We start from the raw sequence: 19,515 nt of genomic DNA on the forward strand, positions 1-19,515 counted from the left end.
AGGATTTCTACATTTTTTTGACAATTAGCTTTATATTTTTAAGTAAAATAAATTTATTCATTAAATTTCAATTGGTTAAATTAAAATCTATATTTGCCAACCTATGTGACAACGCTGTCTTTGACTGATAACATAGGCGCAACAACTCAAACGCCACACTCAGTTATCTTAAAAAGATGCTCACATATATCCCTACCTTTAAGCGTAAAAACACCTTCAGCGGCCAATATTATCGGTCGTTAACGGTACTGCTCACTCTGTTAAGCACATGGATAGTTTGGTTTATCCAATTCGCACAACCATTTGAGTTAATTAAAGAATATGGCAAGTTTATATTTTTAGGGATAACTGGAGCTATCTTTGCTAATTCAACAGGAGCGGGCGGAGGCGTTATTTTCATCCCAGTGTTCTCTAGTTTAGATTTTACCGAAACTCAAAGCGTTTCAACGTCTTTTATGATCCAGTGTTTTGGCATGACTGCTGGCGCAATTTCATGGGCAAGATACTATCAACAACATCACCATATGGATAAAACCTGGTGTGGTTTTATTCCATGTATCTTGCTTTGTGCATGCTTTTCAGTACTTGGCCTTTGGAGCAGCGAGTTATGGCAACTGACTTCGCCCTCTTCGCTCCACACCAGTTTTAGTCTTTTCTCTATCGCGCTTGGGATAGCAATCATTTTCAGCAGTAAACACCGCTATTTGCAAAGTAAAAGTCTTAAATCCATAGACTATTTTTGTTTAGCGGTCATTGGTTACTTCGGTGGGATCATCACCGCTTGGTTGTCTGTTGGTGTAGGTGAACTGATTGTAATCTATCTGATGTTACGAGGTATCTGCGCCAAGATGGCCGTCGCGGTTGGCGTTGTGGTATCAGCCATAACCGTTTGGTCGGCAAGCCCAATACATGTGTTTTCCGACCACAGTCACGCTTTATATGAATTAGTGCTATTTGCAGGACCTGGTGCGATTATCGGAGGATTATTAGCCCGCAAGCTGGCGTTATTTCTCCCAGTCAAAACCTTAAAGCTGTTTTTTGCAAGTTGGATTATTTTGACTGGGAGTGTGATGCTAGCAAACTAAATAACCCCAATTACAATAGTTCGCTTTAATATTATTAAAACGAACTATATAAAATTGAGTTTATTTTTCCATCACTAAATCAATTAAATTTAATGAGCAAAGATGCGCGTAAATAGCCGAATAGAAACCTCGTTTAGCAAAATCAAGCAATGTCGTATCGTCTAGCTGCTGCAGTTTTCCTTCATCAATGGTATATATTCCATCAATATTGGTTTTAGTGCCATCAAGTGTAGTCACTGTTAATGTACGTGGTTGCAACAGTCCATGATTGAGTAACACTTTGATAAAGTACTTTGTCATCTCATGATAACTAGCCTGTAAACTCGCCAATTCAAGTTTTTTTGATAAATAGACCGTTTGATTGCCTGAATCATCAAATAAACGATGCGCTTCATGTTCTGCCACTGATGAATTATTGACATCGACACCCAAGATAATGTTGTCGTTATCTATATAACTCATTCCAAATGGATACAATTGAACTTGAATAGGTAAATAGCGACATTGCCACTGACCGTTTTTGAGCAACTTATTAGTATTAGGCTTAAGTGCAGTAATCGCAATGGAGAGGAACTCACCAGTTTGAGCGTTTTTTGTAAACACGATAGGGAAACTGGTCGCAGCAGACATAAACTCTTGAACCTGAAGAGGGAGCATATGCATAGTCTCAAAAAGGCTGTAATCAACCTTATCCCCAATCGCTAAATTTTTATGACTTGCGTCATTTAAAGGTACAAATTGTGTTTTCATTTTATTTTTCCTTTTTACACATTAAAATAAAGCGCTTAGATAGCTTGCAAGCCATAAGTACAAATCTTATCAATCAATTCTCTATGTTCTGGTAACCCCTCAAACATTTGGCGCTTCACATTAGACATGTTACTCATATAAGCATTCAAATTAGCTTTTGCGACTAAACCTCTATCATGCGGTTGAGTCGGATATTTCATCCCATAAAGAACATATAAGTAATTATCTAAGTTAAACACCTCAAACTTTGAGGGGAAATCCTCTGCAATAGGGCTAAATGACTTCCACATGTTAAGCCGCTCTTTTAACGGCTCAGGAATTGTCTCTTCACGCTGATTATCAAGCCAAAATGCCGAGTCATTTCTATCTGACAAACAATAATGCAATTTGGCAAATTCGACGACCCTTTCCCATGCGTGGTTAACAGTGCGATTAAAACGCATTGATAAGTAATCCACCTCATCTTTATTAGCAGGGAAACGTTCAGCAAGAAATCGAGCAGAAAAGTCCGTTAATAAAATTGAAGTCGCTTCTATGGGTTCTAAAAAGCCCTGTGCCAGCCCTAATGCAACGCAGTTTTTGACCCAAAATTGTTGACGATAGCCTACCGTCATAGGGATTTTGCGATGGGGAATATCGGCAAGTTTACCACCAAGATAACGGTCAAACTTTTGTTCAGCTTCAGTTTGATTCATATGCGCTGATGAATATACAAATCCTGTACCGCGGCGCTGGGTAAGCGCAATATCCCAAATCCACCCGGCTTGATGTGCTGTTGCTTTAGTATAAGGAGGAATAACATCAGCAGGCTGAGTCGGAATTTGCGCAACTAATGCCGTATCAATAAAAAGTTGCTGCGCTTTACTGATAAATGGCACTTTTAATGCCTTAGCTAACAAAATAGATTCAAAGCCACTGCAATCAATATAGAAATCAAAAGATAGATTCCCCTGCTCAGTCTGCAATGACTCGATAGCGCCATCTACACCTAAGCACACGTCGTGTACCGTCGTTAAAATATGCTCTACATTAAATTTCTCAATGGCATTTTTAGCGAGTAATTTGGCAAACTTTGCTGCATTGAGGTGATAGGCATAGCCTAAAACACCAGCATATTCTGGCGTAGTAATGAGCTTTGGTGCTTTAGCCGCTTCGCAAGCTAAATGCTGTGGGGAAACAAAATCGGCAAAATGTCCGCTTTGTTCGGCCAACCACGTCGATACAGCGTCACCTTGGTGTAAATTAATGATATCGAATAGATGATGATAAAAATTATGCTTACCGTGACGCGATTTATCTAACCAGTTCACAAATTTAATAGACTGTTTAAACGTGACATCGCATGTTCGAATAAATTCTGACTCACTAATACCAAAACTCTGTAATGATTTTCTAATCGAAGGCACTGTACCTTCCCCGACACCAATAATAGGAATATCAGGAGATTCAATCACTGAAATAGATAACCCAGAACGCCCCTTCAATGCTCGGCCTAAGTGGTTCGCCGCTAACCAACCTGAAGTACCGCCACCTATAATAGCTATTTTTCTGATTGTCATCACGAGCCTCTAAATTGGAGAAACCTAAGTTTATTATTAAATTTATTGATAATAAAAAGCCTAGCGAATGCTAGGCTTTTTCGTGATTAAATTGAATTAGAAGCGTAACGCTACACCAAGCTTGTAGCGAGCTTCACCATCGAAGCTCCATACTGGGTAGTTATCTTTAAATTCACTAATAACACCTTCTGCATCAACAGGTGAAACACCTTTCTGAATACTGTCTTCTTCAAGTAAGTTAACGACTTCAAATGTTACAGATAGATAATCTGTCACATTATAGTTAGCACTTAAATCTACTGTGCCATAAGCTTGATGCTCGCGGTTACCGTAGAAACCAGGTAATTCACGCATCATATACTCTGAACGCCAGTTATATGCTATACGAGCAGAGAAATCATCCATCTCGTAGTAACCGACTAAGTTTACAGTGTGCTTAGATGAGTCTGAGAACACTCCTACACGATCAGCATAATTTTCAGCAGGTGAGGTTGCATCGGCAAAGGTGTAGTTAGCGGAGTAACCAAAACCGTTATCGAATGAATCTAGTAATTGCAGTTCAATACCATCGATTGAACCACCTGTAGCATTATAGTTTTCACTCACTGTCCAACAGTCATATATACCTGCACCACAGGAGCTACCACCTTGACTCACTAAGTTTGGATCTTCAATACCAATTTGTTGATTTAATTTTTCACGGGTTGAAATAAATGAACTAACATCTTTAATAAAGTAAGTTGCTGCAAATAAACCTTCGCCGCTGAAATACCACTCTAAGCTTAAATCTGCTTGAGAGGCTTTAAATGGCAACAGATTCACACTCCCAGTTACTTTCTTTTCGTTACCTGGAGTACCGTCGTTAAAACCAGGTAATTTAGAAGTCGCAAAAAGATCTGCGTAGTTAGGGCGAGACATAACTTGTGCTGCTGATGCTCTTAAAATTAAATCGCTTGCTAAATCAAATGCAATGTTTACGCTTGGTAAAACATCATTATAGCTTGCCTTATCTGTACTTAAATCATCGGCATAAGTACCTTTTGTGCTGAATGCGTAATAATCCGATTCAACATCGGTAGAGATATATCTTAAACCGAAATTACCCCGTACACCTTCACCAGCAAATGTGGCCATAGTGTATAGAGCTAAGTTTTTCTCTTGAAGCGTACCATAACCAGATTTGTCTAAAGTAAAGCCATCAATGGCGGCGTAAGCATCTCTGATCATATTGTCAAAGATAGGCTTAGGTAAGGTAAAACCTGCACCTGATGATATAGTTCCTGAGTAATATTCAGAGGCGTCTTTTGCAGTAATATTTGATGATTGCGCTGCTTCAGTCGTTTGAGTTACGTCATGATCCGCATAGCTAATACCTGATTTAATTGAGGTAATAACACCAAACTCAACTGGAACGGTTATATCAAAGGTCGCAAATGACTCTTCATCAGTATTAGGTTGTTTTTTCAGTGCCCAACCCGCAGTTTCCAACTTGCCATTGAAATCACTGGCATCGAAAGCATTATTAGCGATGTCAATTTTGATAACATCACCAGTTGCATCGTAAATACCCGCAAAATCTGCCGCTTTACCAATAGACTGACCATAGTTGGATGTCAAATCGGTACCACCCTCAGCTTTAGTCTTACCGATACGGCCTTCTAACTTATAGGCATCAGCTTGATATGCAAAATCGAGGTCCACTGTATCAGAGGACATGCTTGCCTTACGAGCCCAAGTTTGTGCCCATGCAAAACCACCTTTATCGGTATGCTCAACTAAAGTACAAACACCTGCGGCATTTTTCTTAAGACACTTGTTTTCACCCTGTTGGGTCGGGAATAAGAAAATTGACGTATTGGCATTGTTTGCATCAAGCTGCAAACTCATAACATTTAGACCGAACTCAAGGCTATCTGTTGGTCTGTATTGGAAAGCAGCATTAACAGCAGTGCGTTCACGGTCTTGTTGGAAAGTTGTTGGAACAATTTCCCCCCAACCAAGTAACGACTCAATACCATTACGTTGGTATTCAGTTTTATCTAATGAACCAGCAACTAAAAAGCCAAATTTTTCGTCTTCAGTTTTCCAGCTATATAAACCTGAGGTCTGCGGATCTGTCGCTTCAGAAACAGTACCGTAATCACCTTTTGCACTTAAAAATACAGAATTAGCTTCTAAATCAAGCGGCTTACGAGTCTTAACTAACACTGTGCCGCCAATACCGCCCTCTGCAACATCAGCCTGAGAAGATTTCTTGACCTCTATACCACCAACTAATTCGGGAGGAAGTAAGCTGTAATTAAAACTGCGATCAATGGCTTGTTGATCAAACCATCCTGTTGAGGCGACAGAATGCCCATTTAATAATGTGCTAGTAAGTTGGCTAGAAGCACCTCGAATAGAAACTTGTTGACCCTGGCCAAACTGACGGTTTACCGCAACACCAGGAATACGGCCTAAAGACTCCCCCACGTCACCGTCAGGAAATTTACCAATATCTTCAGCGGTCACAGCATCAACAACAGCGTCAGAAAAACGTTTGTCGTTAACAGAAGCTTTCATTGAAGCTCTCATACCACGCACTTCAATTTTTTCAATATTTTCAGGAGCGGCAGCAGTTGCAGCTGCTTCTGCAGCGACAGCACTGATTGAAACCGCGCTGCCGAGGAGGATAGCAATGTTTGTAGCTAGTACACTTTTCTTAAAGGATGATGGTCGCATCTCGTTTCCCTTCCATAACTTTATTATCGTTTTAGTATTCATAACCATTCCGATGGAATGACAACGCTGTCATGTCTAGAGCAAACATTACACAATAATTAACAGCCTTGCCACAACAAAATAACTCTGGACGAAAAAAAAAGTCATAACACTGACTTTGGCAGGATAGAATCTGAATATATTTAAGCAAAAATAATCACTTAAATAATTTGATGTAAAATTACAACTTATAACCGAGTGTTAACAGTTGAAAAATGCCGCAGTTTGTAACAAATGAGCATTGCTATACGGCATAAATGCTCGCACTATAAGCAACATAATAAAAAGTTAACTGACAACACTGTCGGCTTGTAAATTACGCTTAAAGGATTGAGGTTCATCAATCTGCTAGCCCTTCGCAAATTCGAATAAAGAGTTTTTAGATCAATGAAAGTCACTATCAACGACGTCGCTAAATATGCTGGAGTGTCAATCAAGACAGTTTCCCGCGTAACCAATAATGAGCCATCGGTGAAACAAGCCACGATTGATAAAGTGAACGAGGCCATTAAAGCATTAAATTATCAGCCCAATCTTGCCGCAAGAAATCTGGCAGGGACAAAATCCTATGCTATTGGTTTTATTTATGATAATCCTAATGCGTATTACATTATTGATATGCAAAATGGGATTTTATCGGCATGTAAAGATAAAGGCTACGAGCTTGTTATCCACCCTTGTAATGCTAAATCTGACACAATTTGTGATGAGCTGACTCAGCTTGTTAAACATTCGAGGCTTGCAGGTTTAGTGTTAACACCGCCACTTTCAGAAGATCCAAAAGTACTGAAATCTCTCAACGAGATCGATGCAAATTATGTCCGCATTATTGCAGGGGAAGGAGTTAAAGAGCCAGATGGGCTCACCATTTTAGTGAATGACAAGTCGGGGGCGGTTGAAATAACCCAGCATTTGATTGATTTGGGCCATAAAAATATCGCTTTTATAAGTGGTGATTTGCACCACGAATCCACGAAAGAACGATTACTTGGCTATAAACAAGCATTAACAAAAAACCATCTAATTCTGAATGAGGATTACATAATTGAAGGGAAATACTCATTTGAATCGGGGGTCGAAGGCGCAAATATCCTGATTAAACTTAAAAATCGTCCTACTGCGATTGTTGCTTGTAACGACGAAATTGCAGCTGGAGCACTTTTTGCCGCACGTTTAGCAGGGCTTGATATTCCTGGTGACTTGTCGATTGTAGGATTCGAAGATAGCCCATTTTCACGCCAAACTTGGCCGAAGCTTACCACAGTTCATCAACCCAATTCTGAAATTGCCCAAGTTGCGACAGAACTGTTAATCGATAAACGTCGTGAGCTAGATGCTAAATTTGCAAAAACATTTACCCCAGAGCCAGTTATCCGCGATTCTTCTGCCTCACCTAAACACTAGGATATATTGATATTTTAGACTTATATTCGTAGTGTGTGATGCAAAAGTGGCGCATTGTCGTCGTAGTACGTAAACGGATTCTCTAGTAGCAGTAATATCAAATCCAATATCGAAAAATGCCATACTAAAAACACGAGAAAGCATAGCTCACTCGTGTTTATACCATTAGTGTAATTTCAGCTTTGGTCTTTGCCACTTGAGTAGCTTTTGTGCGATGCGATAAATAATCGCAGAGAACCAGCCATATAGGCTCGCTAAATGCCTTTGATATAAAGAGATGTACATCAGCCTTGCGATATGGCCTTCAACGAAGAAAGTACCAGAGCGCAGATTCCCCATTAAATTACCCACGGCCGAAAAGCGGCTTAATGAAACTAAGGAACCATAATCTTTATAGACAAAAGCCTTTTCAGCCTTATTTTGTAGCCGGTTCACAATATTCTCATATAGCGTATCTGCCATCTGAGCGGCGGCTTGAGCGCGTGGCGGAACAGGTTGACCAGACTCGAGAATTAATAGGGCGCAATCCCCAATGGCATAAATATCTTGATGGCCTTTCACGCGCATACAGGCATCAACTTCGACTTGGTTTCGCGGCGTAATAGGCAGTTTAGAAAAATTTCGGAAGGCTTTTGGACCTTTAACGCCAGCCGCCCAAACCTTTAGGCCCGCCTCAATCACATCACCATCTTGAGTGATGAAGCCATCACGCGTCACTTCCTTTACCTGCACCCCGATGTGTAAACGAATACCGATTTTATCAAGTACGGCTTGGGCTCTAGCACTTACACGCTCTGGTAGTTGGGGAAGAATTTTGGGAGAGGCTTCAATAAGATGCACATCAAGATGATGTTTTGAGATATTAAGGTAACCATATTCTTTAACTGATTCAATCACATGATGAAGTTCAGCGGCTAACTCAACGCCTGTTGCGCCAGCGCCAACAATGCCTATACTGACTTTCTCTTGTGTTTCATTGAGTTGTAACAAGGCATCCAAGAGCTTTTGATGAAATAAGTTAGCGTTATCTAAACTATCGAGAAAAATACAATGTTGCTCCGCTCCTAGGGTATTAAAGCTATTGGATACTCCACCTAAGGCCAGAACTAAATAATCATATTCAATCTGACGAGGTTCAAGCAATAATTCTCCTGAATCACTATATACAGCAGCAAGCTGAATAGTCTTTGCATCTGGTTCACACTGCTCAATTTCACCACGAATATAACGATATCCATTTTTAAGGCCATGATCTCTGTAAAGTAATCCCTCAATCGACTGATCGATAACCCCCACAGCAACTTCGTGTAATTTTGGCTTCCAGATATGAATAGGGCTTTTATCAATTAAGCAGACATCGACGACATCACCACCGCCCAACTTACGGCCTAATTTTGAGGCCAGCGCTAAACCTGCAGCTCCACCGCCCACAATCACGATTCGTTTCGTAGCCAAAATAACAACCTCACAAGCTCATTTAAGTGGCTAAGTTATACCATGGAACAGATAAGAGATAACTACTTTAGTCTAACTAAGCAGACCATTTTACATTAAAGATATTTCAGAAATCGAACGACTTAATGAGCTACATGATAAAATTTAGGCAACAAAAAAGGGCCCTCAGGCCCTAATTTTAAAAGAATAGATTTAAACCGCTTCTTCGTTTTCTTCCCCAGTTCGAATCCGGATAACCCGCTCAACATCTGTCACAAAAATTTTGCCATCACCAATCTTACCAGTACGTGCAGTTTCAACAATCACATCTATAGCTTGATCAACGAGATCATCTTGGATCACAAGCTCAATTTTTACTTTTGGCAAAAAATCAACCATATACTCAGCACCACGATAAAGCTCCGTATGTCCTTTCTGACGACCGAAACCTTTGACTTCGAGCACAGTCATTCCCGTGATCCCAATCTCAGCAAGTGACTCGCGCACATCATCTAATTTAAAAGGCTTAATAATGGCTTCAACTTTCTTCATCAAACATTCCTCAGCACTTGCTTACAGATAATCAAACAGAATAACACTAGCTTACACGTGGTTAAGGCATTATTGAAGCATTGGCATCGCTTTACTCATAAAACACAGTTTCTATAAAACGGTTCTTAGCACATAAAAATCTAAAAATTACATCGCAGATCCTAGCCTGACATTTATACTTGGAGTTAGCTGTTGATGTTTAAACCCCTGCTGGACGCGGGACACTTATGACAAAGGAACTGTTATGAAAACCCATCAAAATGGTTTTAGCCTGATAGAACTATTCACCACTTTATCCATATCAACACTTCTCCTTACGATTGGGGCTCCAGCGTATACTGACATAACTGACCATTTTAGAGCAGATTCGAATATAAAAACTGTTCAACAAACATTCGCATTTGCACGTAACACCGCAATAAACTACGGATATAGGGTAACTGCTTGTCCTCTCGTTAATGGACAGTGCACTGATAACTGGCAGCAAGGTATCTCAGTTTTTACTGACTCAGGTGCAGCTGAAACACTTGATTTAAATGATAAAGTGATAATGACTATTGATGAGTTCGATAGCAAAGATTTTATAAAGTACAACCGTAGCTCTGTAAGATTTCAGCCAGATGGGCTTGCATCAGGCAGTAACGGAACCTTTAAATATTGCCCACGAACAATAGATAACAAAAATTCTAAAGCAATAGTGGTCAATCAAGCGGGACGAGTTCGCTTATCTACCGCAAAAAATATTGACTGTAAATAAATGCATATTGATAAATATGCTAGTACACGACCCATTGAATGCAGCTAAGTTGTTAATGCACTGCCACAGTATTGAGATGCAGAGCATCAGCTTTCTCTATACTGAATATAAATTACTCGTACATAACTAAAACCATTTAAACCTAGTGTATTGGCTGTGCTAATTATAAACGACACTGTAAAACAACTTATTGGTTATATTGAATATCTTAGATAGTTACTGATCTTGTAGGCTCTCTCGCATATACTTAACCGAGTTAACGCGAGGATTATTCAATGTTTACTCTCTCAAAAGGTTTTACTTTAGTTGAACTAATGGTCACTATCGCAATTGCGGCTTTACTTCTTTCTATTGGCGTCCCCTCTTTTACTGCAATGTATGAAGCGACTCGTAGCGCAAATGAAATACAAAAAATTAATGACCTTTTTGCCTTTGCGCGAAATCAAGCGGTGAATTACGGTTCTACAGTCACAGTATGCCCCTATGCAGCCTCCCCCTGTGGTAATGACTGGAGTAAGGGGTTTAGTGTGTATATTGAAAAAAATGGTTCAAAAAAAGTCCTAAAGGTAATAGATGGATTTAACTCTAAAGATACTATTTCACTAACTGGCCCGACAGATAAAACCGTGAACTTTACTTCTGATGGCCTAGTCTCTACTGAAACATCGATTATATATTGCCCAAGTGGAGAAAGTGATGGTTCTAAAAGCATAAACATTAGTACATCAGGATTAATTAAAGAGGGAAGTGATAACCAAAATTGCTTATAACTGACTGAGCATCCACTTACAAATTATCACTATATTCAATTTCAAAAATGCCAAATCAAATGAAACGATTTGGCATTTTTAATGCTGAGTTTAAAACCATCGTTTGGGCGCTAAGTTTTTATTAAGCTTAAAATGAATCACTAAAAGTGTTTATCTAGGTGTCAACTTATCCAATTCTTGAGCCTTAAGGCTATTGAAAGAAGCATTAAGCTCAACGCATTCTTCTACTGCATTGATGTAAGACTTTTTACCATCACTCGACTGACGAAGAGTCCCAACAAGATTTGCCATTCTCAATGGCATTTCACTCATTTTCCAACGATAAAAAGCAATTTCAGCATTATTTTTAAACGTAATATAACATTTAAAATCCTGTTCGACCTGTGGATTTCCGCTGTCAGCCCAAACTTTACTCGACATCAACACCAAAATCGTGGAGAGAATGACTCGTTTCATTTCCAACACTCCGTACTTGGACCTTTAGCCCCGGTATCTGTAATGGTTAAAGGTGTACAGGATGAATCTCTGCTTGCCTGTACTCCTTTTGCGACTGCTTTTAGCGTAAATGATGTAGTACCACTTGATGTCACAGAATAATTACCATGTTCAGTAATATAGGGATCTGCGCCTATCAGCTTAGTTAAATCAGTAGCATACTTACGATTATCTAAGTAATACTGTTCTTGTAAATTGGCTAATCTCATCAACGCCGACAAACCTTCAGCTCTCGTACTTTGCGCCACGTATCGAGTATAAGAAGGATATGCGATTGCCGATAAAATACCGATGATAACAACAACTATCATCACTTCAATTAATGTAAAACCGTTATCTTTAATCTTCATATTTACTTATTCATTTATATGATAATAAATTTTATTGGTATTTAAACCACCACCCAATCCAATGGTTCCTTTACATTCGCCATTCTCACACTCCCCTTTTCCTACACCAATAATATACGCTTCAGCTGTTTCTCCATCTTTAGGCTTAGGAATAACTATTTGGGGAGTATCAGGTACCCGCTCACCTACCTCGTAATAAACTTGGCTATAAGAACGAGTCCCCTTATGCAAATCGAACACGTACAACCTACCTTGCCCTGAAAAACCACACACACCTGAATCCAAATCAACTGATTGATTAGTTGGCGGTACAAAAGAGGTAAAATAGACTTTACCATTAAAAATTAGTGATGCTGATAAACTCTTTTCTCCAATAGCTGTAAAGCTGTACTGCCAGCCTTTCATTTTTCCAAATGCAATATCACCATCTTTATCACTAGGAGCTGAATTGGTGACATCATAAAGATCCATAGAAGTCAATGTTACAGGCTTTGTAGTAAAATTTTGCGTTACAACGTTACGGTCTTGGAATACATAAAATTTATCTTTAATACTTAAGCCTAGTGGGTTATCACGATTACCCGAACCAATCGTCACAGCATCATAAGGAATTTTTTGATAACTTAAAGTTGCGCCATCTGAATGCACATTATTAAATTCAGTCTGAGCAACCACTGGACCCGCAAAAAACATACGATTATCCGGTGCAGGCCCGGCAATGGATGCGAACTTAAATACTGTCCACTTATCCTTGTCTGTGCCAAATAAATCCATACGCCAAACATTGCCTGAAATATCACTAGAGTATATGCGGTCGGTATTACCATCATTATCGCTATCGAGTATAGCAACTTTAGCAACAACACTCCCCATACCTGTATCGGTAAATTTTGTGATAAGCGTGCCATCCTTTGCATTTACGATATAAACCGCTTGTCCAGAACCTTGAGCCGATGCCATACCTCCACCAAAAATTAATACAGGATCACTAATTCCTTTTAAAAATGTAACAACAGGCTCTGACCAAGTTTGGCCCAAATCTTCAAAGCCAGTTGAATCAGAATTAATCATCCATTTAAATGTTGGTGAATCTGGTTTTGAAATATCTAAAGCATAATAAGATGTACCACCACTACGCATACCTAAGTAAAGCCAAGCATCTTTTACTTTGCCCGTACTATCTGTTTTTGTGTAAGCCACTGGGGATAAATCCATCCCATAAACAGAATGCACACCCGTTGCAGGATTATTTCTTAGTTTAGGAATATTGCCCCAAAGCTCATTAGGGATAAATGCCCAGGATTCAGAAACTGAACCCACAGAATAATCTGCACTACCCAAATCGGAGTCCTTAAACATATGCACTAAACCTTGGTTAGTACTAAGAATAATCCTCACATCCATAGTGGTAGCAGATCCAAAATTAATTGCTAAAGGTTTAGAGTGCAGAGGATCGCCCATCATATCCTCCCTAGGATCTGAAGTGCTATCGTCATTATCATCATCATCGACATCCACACCATACAACCAATCCAAATCAGTTTGTGAATAGCTAGAAACGAAGGAAGACGTTGCCAAATTCACTAGATTGGTACCGCTATTAGTATAAATTTTGCGATTTTTAAGCTGGCTTCTTAATGTCGGTAATACCCCACCAGACAGCACCTTATTTCCATCGTTTACACCGGAACAAGCATTCCAATAGGTACATGTATCAATAGAAATGTTACCATTTGTATCAATAGCATTAGCGCTACCGCCAGGACCGACAATCTCCCCTGCTGAGTTCACCTTTAGCTTTTTAAGGTTACCACTCCAACGCGGACCATTTCCAGGCAGAAACATAGCATAATATGCGGCATTATAGGTTTGAGTTTTATCAAAATTATTACTGGCAATACTTGGAGATGTAAACGTAGAGTCAATCGTTAAAATTGATTTTAACGCATCGTCCAAAGCCGTTACTAAATCAAGACCATTTTTTGCGACATAGTATCCTTTAGAAATACCATCACTATTGCGCGGATTTCCACCTCTAAAAGCTGTTTCTTCCAATAAATCTGCTGCCGCATCAGCACCGTCCGAAAAACCAATAGTAAAAATACGAATATTTTGTTTGTTATCAACTCCCATAGAATCTTTATTTCCGATAACTACATCATTGTTGTACATATAGGCAGCTAAAGCCGGCATGTAACTAGTATCATTTTCATTCTGAGGATTTTTAAAGTTAAATATAGTATAATCAGCATCTTTATTTTTAGCTGTCGAAGTTAAATTTTTAATTAGTAAATCAGCTGACTTATCAACTGTTGGTGCACCATCAGTAATATAAATAACATAAGCTGTATCAGGACATTTTTTAAAAGGAGTTGAATAATTTCCTGTCATTAGAATGCTTGGCGGTGTATTTTTTTTATAATTTAAAGACTTATAATCAGTATCTTTATTTCCAAAGGTTACTGGACCACCACTAAAGTACATGTAAGCCTCATAAAGAGTTTCACATAATGGCGTATTTGTTTGCGCCGGCATACCTTTGATTAAATTGGTTAAACTTGTTTTATTCACTGAATTCATTTCAGCCAAGTCATAAACAACTCGGCCACCATCAGCATTAGATTCATCAGGAAAATTAAGATTAAATACAGCCAGACTAGCATCAATTGGTACAGCAAGTGAGTCTAAAGCAGAAATTAATGCTTTCTTGGCAACATCAAGACGAGTACCAACACCACCACTCTCTTGTCCTTCTTTAGTTGTCGTAACCCATTTGTGCCAGACTAGATAATGAGCAGTATAAAGCGTCACTGGTTGCCCTGAGCCAAACTGAGTGTTTTTTAAACTATTTAAGCGGTCGGTTTCGGTAGCGCTGGTTGTATACATCGATTTATTGTTTATGGGATAACCATTTGCAAAAGAGTTACCTTTCAATTTACCCGGATTAACAGGATCAGCATTTAAAATATCTTCATAGCAATCAACAATATCATTTTGATTAAAACCATTATTATCAGCAAGATTATTCCATGTATTTCTGTTGCTACTAAACTCTCTTAAATAACCAGTATAACGTCCTTTAGAAACTAAAGCCTTTGCAGCTGTATTGCAGTTATTATTATCTTTATAAAATCGTCTCCCATCATTAGGCTTATCGGGAGTAGGCATATTACTAGTATTATCAATTCCCCCTGCATTCCAGTAGGTTCCCTTGTCGTTAATATAACCTGAGTAATTCTCCAAAAAAGTTCCAAATCCATCAGGATAAGTACAAACTCCTGCATTTTTATCTGCCTCAGAGCAATAAGAAGTTACAGCATTTTCTTCCACGGTGGACATACTGCCGGAATTATCAAAAATAAAGAGTACCTGCGGGCGTTTGCCTGTTCTAACTGTTGAATCCACCAAATAGAGTTCAGTATCATCAGCAAACGTCAAGCCTGCTGAAAAAGTGATAACTATAAATATTCCAATGAGCAATTTGTTTAACATGATATTAATCCTATTAAGGCAAGACTTGCTGCTCTACACCTGATACAACGGTTAGTTGACCTAAGTCATCTCGACCAAATGTTCTTGTACTACTAATTTCCACTCGGCGACAATTCACTAAATTAGCACCAGTTGCGTTTGCTGTTCGCTGACAGGCTACATTTCTAACTCCTGTAAGGGGGTATGGAGTAAGTTGCTGTACACCATTAAAAAGTTTTTCCGTAGTAGCAACATTTAGATTCGCCAATAGCATGCCTTCATATTTTAGTATCACTTGCTGTAGCCCACCATCAGCAATTGATTTAGCTTCAATCCGCTCAGCTCCGGCTCCAGACATACGTATGGATTGAGTTGAATTGACGGCTAAGGCGACACCTATTATTGTCATTAAAAGCAGTACAATGAGTGCGAAAAATAATACTATCCCTTTCTGCTTTCTCATCTATTCGTCCTCTAATTGCGAATTAACACAGGATTAGCAAGCACCATAGTGGTTGAAACCACTTTTCGTCTAAAGTGGTCATTTAATCCTTTGATTTCCTTGTCACCTAAAGTGTAAGTCGTATCATTTGTATAGCTTTTATCTTCATCGATTGCTCTAACTAATAAATAAACTCTAACAGCAACTAAACGCTGAAATAATTCGTTATCCCACATTAAAGGTGTAACATTTTCAGCAGGCATAAAACTATCAGCGGTATCATCGCCATCATTATCAAAACCATAGAGAATACGCATATTTTCTATGCCTTCGACTAATTGTTCTTCATTGTTCATACCATTGTTTTTTGTTAACGTTTTACGTCTTAACACCGGTACTAAACCATCATTCTTAATAAAATAAATATGATGTTGATATTCCCAAAATCGTGCATTTTCAAGCGCAGGATTCGGAGGATTCCCCCCTTTAAATAACACCGCTTGACTAGAATTTGCTGCCATGTAATAGCGCTCTCCGTTGGGATTTGTAACTGGAGGCCCGATCAGCCTTTTTATTTGGATCACATCCGTATTTGCATTAACACCATTTAAGCACGTTAACTCCACAGCACTTTTACCTGCTTCATATCCCCACAGTCTTCTAAAGTGTGCAGGTTCATTATTGGGCAATGTGCCATTATTTATCCCAGCTCCAATACAATCATTCGCGATGCCATCTCTTAATGTCATATTGGTGCCAAGTACAAAATCGGTTCCAGTGATATCACCCATAAAGCCCAGCTGGCTAATATCTCTTTCCATAAGAGCAAGAGCAATGCGTCCATTTTCTTGTAATTGATTGAATTGGCTGGTGGTTACGACGTTAGAAGATGACATACTAAACATGGCAAAAAGTCCAAGCGTGAGAAACAGTCCAATAAGCATTGAAACCATTAACTCAACTAAAGACATCCCCTTCTGGCAATTTTTCATCTATTTTCTGACCTAAATAATCACTGTCGATACAACAAATATACGTCTACGCAAGCCAAGATCCTTACCACACTCATTTCCCGAGTAAGTCGTTCCAGCGCCTTCGCGAATGCCTCTCCACGCTACAGCAACAGTAACAATTGACCCATTAATATCAATACAAGCCGTTGGAGAATCTAACCCTCCCACATTCTGTCCACCAACAGTTTCAGCTGCACCGATAAAACTCTGCTCCCACTGATAAAGATCCCAAGCTTCAGTTTCGGCAGGCGAACACAAACTAATTGCGCCAACTGCTACATCACACACTTTGTTTGGTTTACTTAGCTCTCCAGTATATTCACCACCATAATTAGCTAATTGCGTTCGATTAAGCTTCATACGGTTAATAATATCGTTGGCATAGTAAGAAGCCTGCGTCTGCTGAAAAGATTCAAAGCTGCCGCGCTTAGCCACTATGTGTAAATTAAAAATACCGATCAGGCCAATCACTAAGATCACTAATGCAACAAGCACTTCAATTAGTGAGAAGCCTCGTTGAAATCCTTGATGTGTCAATCGTTCGAATTTAGTCATATTTTTGACATGCTTTTCAGCTATTTACCCTTTTAAATCTTAATCTTACGATAAAACTATTGCTAACAGTTAATAATAGATGAGTAAAATGTAAGTGGCCAGTAACAATAGCATATAAGCTGCAATCTCATTATGCTTTGTTTGAATTTAGTCATACTTAGACAATAAAAAAGAGGCCATTGGCCTCTTTCAATTGACTACTATTTTCTACATTAATTAGCGTAGTTCAGCGGGTACGGCAAAGACAGTATCTTCTTTTCGTCCTTCGACTTCAGTCACTACACTTGGCGCTAATTTCGCTATGGCTTGAACCACTTGCTGTACAAGAACCTCTGGTGCAGACGCGCCAGCAGTTACAGCAACTTTAGTTACACCTTCAAACCAAGATGAATCAATATCATCTGCAGTATCAACCAGATAAGACTCTGTACCCGTTTTTAATGCTAATTCACGTAAGCGATTAGAGTTAGAACTGTTTTTCGAACCGACCACAATTAACAAATCAACATCGGCAGATAAGTTACGCACCGCATCTTGACGGTTTTGCGTCGCGTAGCAAATATCATCCTTACGAGGGCCTTCAATGGACGGGAAACGCTTTAATAAGGCGCTGATGATATCGAGAGTATCATCTACCGAGAGGGTCGTTTGAGTCACGAAGCAGAGATTATTAGGATCGCGAACTTCTAAAGTCTCGACATCTGCCGGGGATTCAATCAGATAAACGCCACCATTAGGGTTATCATATTGTCCCATGGTGCCTTCAACTTCAGGATGTCCCGCATGGCCAATCAAAATACATTCAATACCCTTGCGACTTGCTCGAGTGACCTGCAAATGCACTTTGGTGACTAATGGACAAGTTGCATCGAATACTCGCAATCCACGCGCTTTAGCTTCGGCACGTACCGCCTGAGAAACCCCATGAGCACTAAAGATAACAATATTGTTATCAGGTACTTGGTCTAACTCTTCGACAAAAACAGCACCGCGGTCTTTCAAATTTTGCACCACATAGCGGTTATGCACGACTTCATGGCGAACATAAATCGGTGGCGAAAATAACTCGAGCGCACGCTCAACGATGCTAATGGCGCGATCCACACCAGCACAAAAGCCGCGAGGATTAGCCAGCATAATATTTAAACTTGGGCTGGTAGGATCTAATTTCATCTTACAGTACCTTCACCACGTCGAGTTCAAATGTGACTTTGCGTCCCGCTAGGGGGTGATTGAGATCGACGGTAATCGAATCACCTGCAACCTCACGCACAATTCCAGGTATCTCACTGCCGCCAGGACCAGCGAAACTGACGATAACACCCACTTCTAATTCCATATCAGCAGGGAAGCGGGTTCTATCCATATAATGAATCACATCGGGATTTGACTCACCAAACGCATCAACCGCTTCAAGCGTAAAGCTGTGCTTATCGCCTTCATTTAAGGAAGCAAGCTGCGCTTCAAATGCTGGGCTTAAAGTGCCATCACCTATGTTTAGGCGTGCTGGCTTCCCCGAGGCTTTAGTGCTATCGGCGGTCGAACCATCTTCAAGCACAATATTCATATGGCACAATAACGAACGTGTCACAGTCACTACTTCACCTCTTCGGTTTTATCTTGTTCGGATTTGCTGTTAAAAAACGAATCCCAAATGATCAGCACTGCGCCGATAAAAATCGCGGAATCGGCGATATTAAAGGCGGGATAATGGCTCTTACCCCAATAAAAATCGATAAAATCCACCACAAAACCATGCATCAATCGATCGATTAAGTTACCTAGGGCGCCACCAATCACTAAAGTGTAAGCCAAATTTAACTTCCAGAGGGATGCCGCTTGCTTGCGCAGCCACACAGTCAACAAGGTACTAAAACCAACGGCCACTAAGGTAAATAACCAACGTTGCCAACCGCCTGCTTCACTTAAAAAGCTAAATGCGGCGCCATAGTTACGTACATAGGTGAAATTAAAAAAAGGTAATAACTGCACCGATTCGAACAAATCAAAATTGGCTAAGACCCATTGTTTGGATAGTTGATCGGCCAAAAACACCAATACAACTACCCAATACCAACGTAAGCCACTGTCTTTCCAAGTTAATGGCATACAGATCCT

Annotated in this window: 18 protein-coding genes; 4 read left to right on the forward strand and 14 right to left on the reverse strand. The window is 39.7% G+C overall.

From position 1 onward, the window contains the following. The first annotated feature begins 176 nt into the window (after nucleotides 1–176). Nucleotides 177–1,085, forward strand: a complete 909-nt coding sequence (locus HG547_RS13510) for a sulfite exporter TauE/SafE family protein (RefSeq protein WP_169548106.1) — start codon at nucleotides 177–179, stop codon at nucleotides 1,083–1,085. Between the two features lie 60 nt (nucleotides 1,086–1,145). Here HG547_RS13510 and HG547_RS13515 read toward each other — a convergent pair whose 3' ends face one another. The 3 genes from HG547_RS13515 to HG547_RS13525 all read right to left on the reverse strand — a co-directional run bounded on the left by HG547_RS13515 (nucleotide 1,146) and on the right by HG547_RS13525 (nucleotide 6,115). After that, nucleotides 1,146–1,835, reverse strand: a complete 690-nt coding sequence (locus HG547_RS13515) for a SapC family protein (protein WP_169548107.1) — start codon at nucleotides 1,833–1,835, stop codon at nucleotides 1,146–1,148. Nucleotides 1,836–1,870: 35 nt separating this feature from the next. After that, nucleotides 1,871–3,394 carry a tryptophan halogenase family protein gene (locus tag HG547_RS13520; RefSeq protein ID WP_169548108.1) on the reverse strand — a complete coding sequence of 508 codons (1,524 nt, stop codon included), beginning with the start codon at nucleotides 3,392–3,394 and terminating at the stop codon, nucleotides 1,871–1,873. A 96-nt stretch (nucleotides 3,395–3,490) separates the two neighbouring features. Continuing rightward, a complete protein-coding gene (locus HG547_RS13525; protein ID WP_037421023.1) occupies nucleotides 3,491–6,115 on the reverse strand; it encodes a TonB-dependent receptor in 2,625 nt (874 codons plus the stop codon). Nucleotides 6,116–6,541: 426 nt separating this feature from the next. On the opposite strand from HG547_RS13525, the gene HG547_RS13530 reads away from it, so the two are divergent. Further along, entirely contained in the window at nucleotides 6,542–7,558 is a 1,017-nt protein-coding gene (locus tag HG547_RS13530) for a LacI family DNA-binding transcriptional regulator (RefSeq protein WP_037421020.1), read from the forward strand. Nucleotides 7,559–7,723: 165 nt separating this feature from the next. Here HG547_RS13530 and HG547_RS13535 read toward each other — a convergent pair whose 3' ends face one another. Then, nucleotides 7,724–9,013: an NAD(P)/FAD-dependent oxidoreductase gene (locus tag HG547_RS13535; RefSeq protein WP_037421015.1), complete on the reverse strand. Its 1,290-nt coding sequence runs from the start codon at nucleotides 9,011–9,013 to the stop codon at nucleotides 7,724–7,726. Between the two features lie 192 nt (nucleotides 9,014–9,205). Next, the gene (glnB, locus tag HG547_RS13540; RefSeq protein ID WP_011073353.1) at nucleotides 9,206–9,544 is read right to left on the reverse strand and encodes a nitrogen regulatory protein P-II; all 339 of its coding nucleotides are present in this window, start codon (nucleotides 9,542–9,544) and stop codon (nucleotides 9,206–9,208) included. 244 nt (nucleotides 9,545–9,788) lie between these two features. Between glnB and HG547_RS13545 the strand changes: the two genes are divergently transcribed. Then, the gene (locus tag HG547_RS13545; protein WP_169548109.1) at nucleotides 9,789–10,301 is read left to right on the forward strand and encodes a GspH/FimT family pseudopilin; all 513 of its coding nucleotides are present in this window, start codon (nucleotides 9,789–9,791) and stop codon (nucleotides 10,299–10,301) included. 275 nt (nucleotides 10,302–10,576) lie between these two features. Continuing rightward, nucleotides 10,577–11,071: a GspH/FimT family pseudopilin gene (locus HG547_RS13550; protein WP_144346248.1), complete on the forward strand. Its 495-nt coding sequence runs from the start codon at nucleotides 10,577–10,579 to the stop codon at nucleotides 11,069–11,071. Nucleotides 11,072–11,221: 150 nt separating this feature from the next. Here HG547_RS13550 and HG547_RS13555 read toward each other — a convergent pair whose 3' ends face one another. From HG547_RS13555 to lspA, 9 genes are all read right to left on the reverse strand, one after another. Beyond that, nucleotides 11,222–11,527, reverse strand: a complete 306-nt coding sequence (locus HG547_RS13555; protein ID WP_169548110.1) for a TapY2 family type IVa secretion system protein — start codon at nucleotides 11,525–11,527, stop codon at nucleotides 11,222–11,224. Further along, nucleotides 11,524–11,916 carry a type IV pilin protein gene (locus HG547_RS13560; RefSeq protein ID WP_047540417.1) on the reverse strand — a complete coding sequence of 131 codons (393 nt, stop codon included), beginning with the start codon at nucleotides 11,914–11,916 and terminating at the stop codon, nucleotides 11,524–11,526. Before HG547_RS13560 ends, HG547_RS13555 begins: the two co-directional genes overlap by 4 nt. 6 nt (nucleotides 11,917–11,922) lie before the next feature. Next, nucleotides 11,923–15,408 carry a PilC/PilY family type IV pilus protein gene (locus HG547_RS13565; RefSeq protein ID WP_169548111.1) on the reverse strand — a complete coding sequence of 1,162 codons (3,486 nt, stop codon included), beginning with the start codon at nucleotides 15,406–15,408 and terminating at the stop codon, nucleotides 11,923–11,925. Between the two features lie 13 nt (nucleotides 15,409–15,421). Then, nucleotides 15,422–15,850 (reverse strand): pilus assembly PilX N-terminal domain-containing protein, encoded by a 429-nt coding sequence (locus HG547_RS13570; RefSeq protein WP_169548112.1) that lies wholly within the window; start codon nucleotides 15,848–15,850, stop codon nucleotides 15,422–15,424. Between the two features lie 11 nt (nucleotides 15,851–15,861). After that, entirely contained in the window at nucleotides 15,862–16,821 is a 960-nt protein-coding gene (locus HG547_RS13575; protein WP_169548113.1) for a PilW family protein, read from the reverse strand. 12 nt (nucleotides 16,822–16,833) lie between these two features. Continuing rightward, complete coding sequence (pilV, locus tag HG547_RS13580) at nucleotides 16,834–17,421, reverse strand: type IV pilus modification protein PilV (RefSeq protein ID WP_169548132.1); 588 nt, start codon at nucleotides 17,419–17,421, stop codon at nucleotides 16,834–16,836. Nucleotides 17,422–17,613: 192 nt separating this feature from the next. Next, on the reverse strand, nucleotides 17,614–18,570 hold the full coding sequence (gene ispH / locus HG547_RS13585; RefSeq protein ID WP_037421194.1) for a 4-hydroxy-3-methylbut-2-enyl diphosphate reductase: 957 nt from the start codon (nucleotides 18,568–18,570) through the stop codon (nucleotides 17,614–17,616). 1 nt (nucleotide 18,571) lies between these two features. Continuing rightward, nucleotides 18,572–18,994: an FKBP-type peptidyl-prolyl cis-trans isomerase gene (gene fkpB, locus HG547_RS13590; RefSeq protein ID WP_169548114.1), complete on the reverse strand. Its 423-nt coding sequence runs from the start codon at nucleotides 18,992–18,994 to the stop codon at nucleotides 18,572–18,574. Then, the gene (gene lspA / locus HG547_RS13595) at nucleotides 18,994–19,506 is read right to left on the reverse strand and encodes a signal peptidase II (RefSeq protein WP_037421196.1); all 513 of its coding nucleotides are present in this window, start codon (nucleotides 19,504–19,506) and stop codon (nucleotides 18,994–18,996) included. Before lspA ends, fkpB begins: the two co-directional genes overlap by 1 nt. Nucleotides 19,507–19,515: the final 9 nt, after the last annotated feature.

It is taken from the genome of Shewanella sp. DNRA4 (genome assembly GCF_012843185.1).
GTDB lineage: Bacteria > Pseudomonadota > Gammaproteobacteria > Enterobacterales > Shewanellaceae > Shewanella > Shewanella xiamenensis.

What these genes read in the sequence shown, in the direction of transcription:
- ispH (WP_037421194.1), bottom strand. Translation starts at nt 18,570, where the DNA reads ATGAAATTAGATCCTACCAGCCCAAGTTTAAATATTATGCTGGCTAAT.
- HG547_RS13550 (WP_144346248.1), top strand. Translation starts at nt 10,577, where the DNA reads ATGTTTACTCTCTCAAAAGGTTTTACTTTAGTTGAACTAATGGTCACT.
- HG547_RS13545 (WP_169548109.1), top strand. Translation starts at nt 9,789, where the DNA reads ATGAAAACCCATCAAAATGGTTTTAGCCTGATAGAACTATTCACCACT.
- HG547_RS13530 (WP_037421020.1), top strand. Translation starts at nt 6,542, where the DNA reads ATGAAAGTCACTATCAACGACGTCGCTAAATATGCTGGAGTGTCAATC.
- HG547_RS13555 (WP_169548110.1), bottom strand. Translation starts at nt 11,527, where the DNA reads ATGAAACGAGTCATTCTCTCCACGATTTTGGTGTTGATGTCGAGTAAA.
- HG547_RS13525 (WP_037421023.1), bottom strand. Translation starts at nt 6,115, where the DNA reads ATGCGACCATCATCCTTTAAGAAAAGTGTACTAGCTACAAACATTGCT.
- HG547_RS13510 (WP_169548106.1), top strand. Translation starts at nt 177, where the DNA reads ATGCTCACATATATCCCTACCTTTAAGCGTAAAAACACCTTCAGCGGC.
- HG547_RS13570 (WP_169548112.1), bottom strand. Translation starts at nt 15,850, where the DNA reads ATGAGAAAGCAGAAAGGGATAGTATTATTTTTCGCACTCATTGTACTG.
- HG547_RS13560 (WP_047540417.1), bottom strand. Translation starts at nt 11,916, where the DNA reads ATGAAGATTAAAGATAACGGTTTTACATTAATTGAAGTGATGATAGTT.
- HG547_RS13515 (WP_169548107.1), bottom strand. Translation starts at nt 1,835, where the DNA reads ATGAAAACACAATTTGTACCTTTAAATGACGCAAGTCATAAAAATTTA.
- glnB (WP_011073353.1), bottom strand. Translation starts at nt 9,544, where the DNA reads ATGAAGAAAGTTGAAGCCATTATTAAGCCTTTTAAATTAGATGATGTG.
- lspA (WP_037421196.1), bottom strand. Translation starts at nt 19,506, where the DNA reads ATGCCATTAACTTGGAAAGACAGTGGCTTACGTTGGTATTGGGTAGTT.
- HG547_RS13520 (WP_169548108.1), bottom strand. Translation starts at nt 3,394, where the DNA reads ATGACAATCAGAAAAATAGCTATTATAGGTGGCGGTACTTCAGGTTGG.
- HG547_RS13575 (WP_169548113.1), bottom strand. Translation starts at nt 16,821, where the DNA reads ATGAAAAATTGCCAGAAGGGGATGTCTTTAGTTGAGTTAATGGTTTCA.
- HG547_RS13565 (WP_169548111.1), bottom strand. Translation starts at nt 15,408, where the DNA reads ATGTTAAACAAATTGCTCATTGGAATATTTATAGTTATCACTTTTTCA.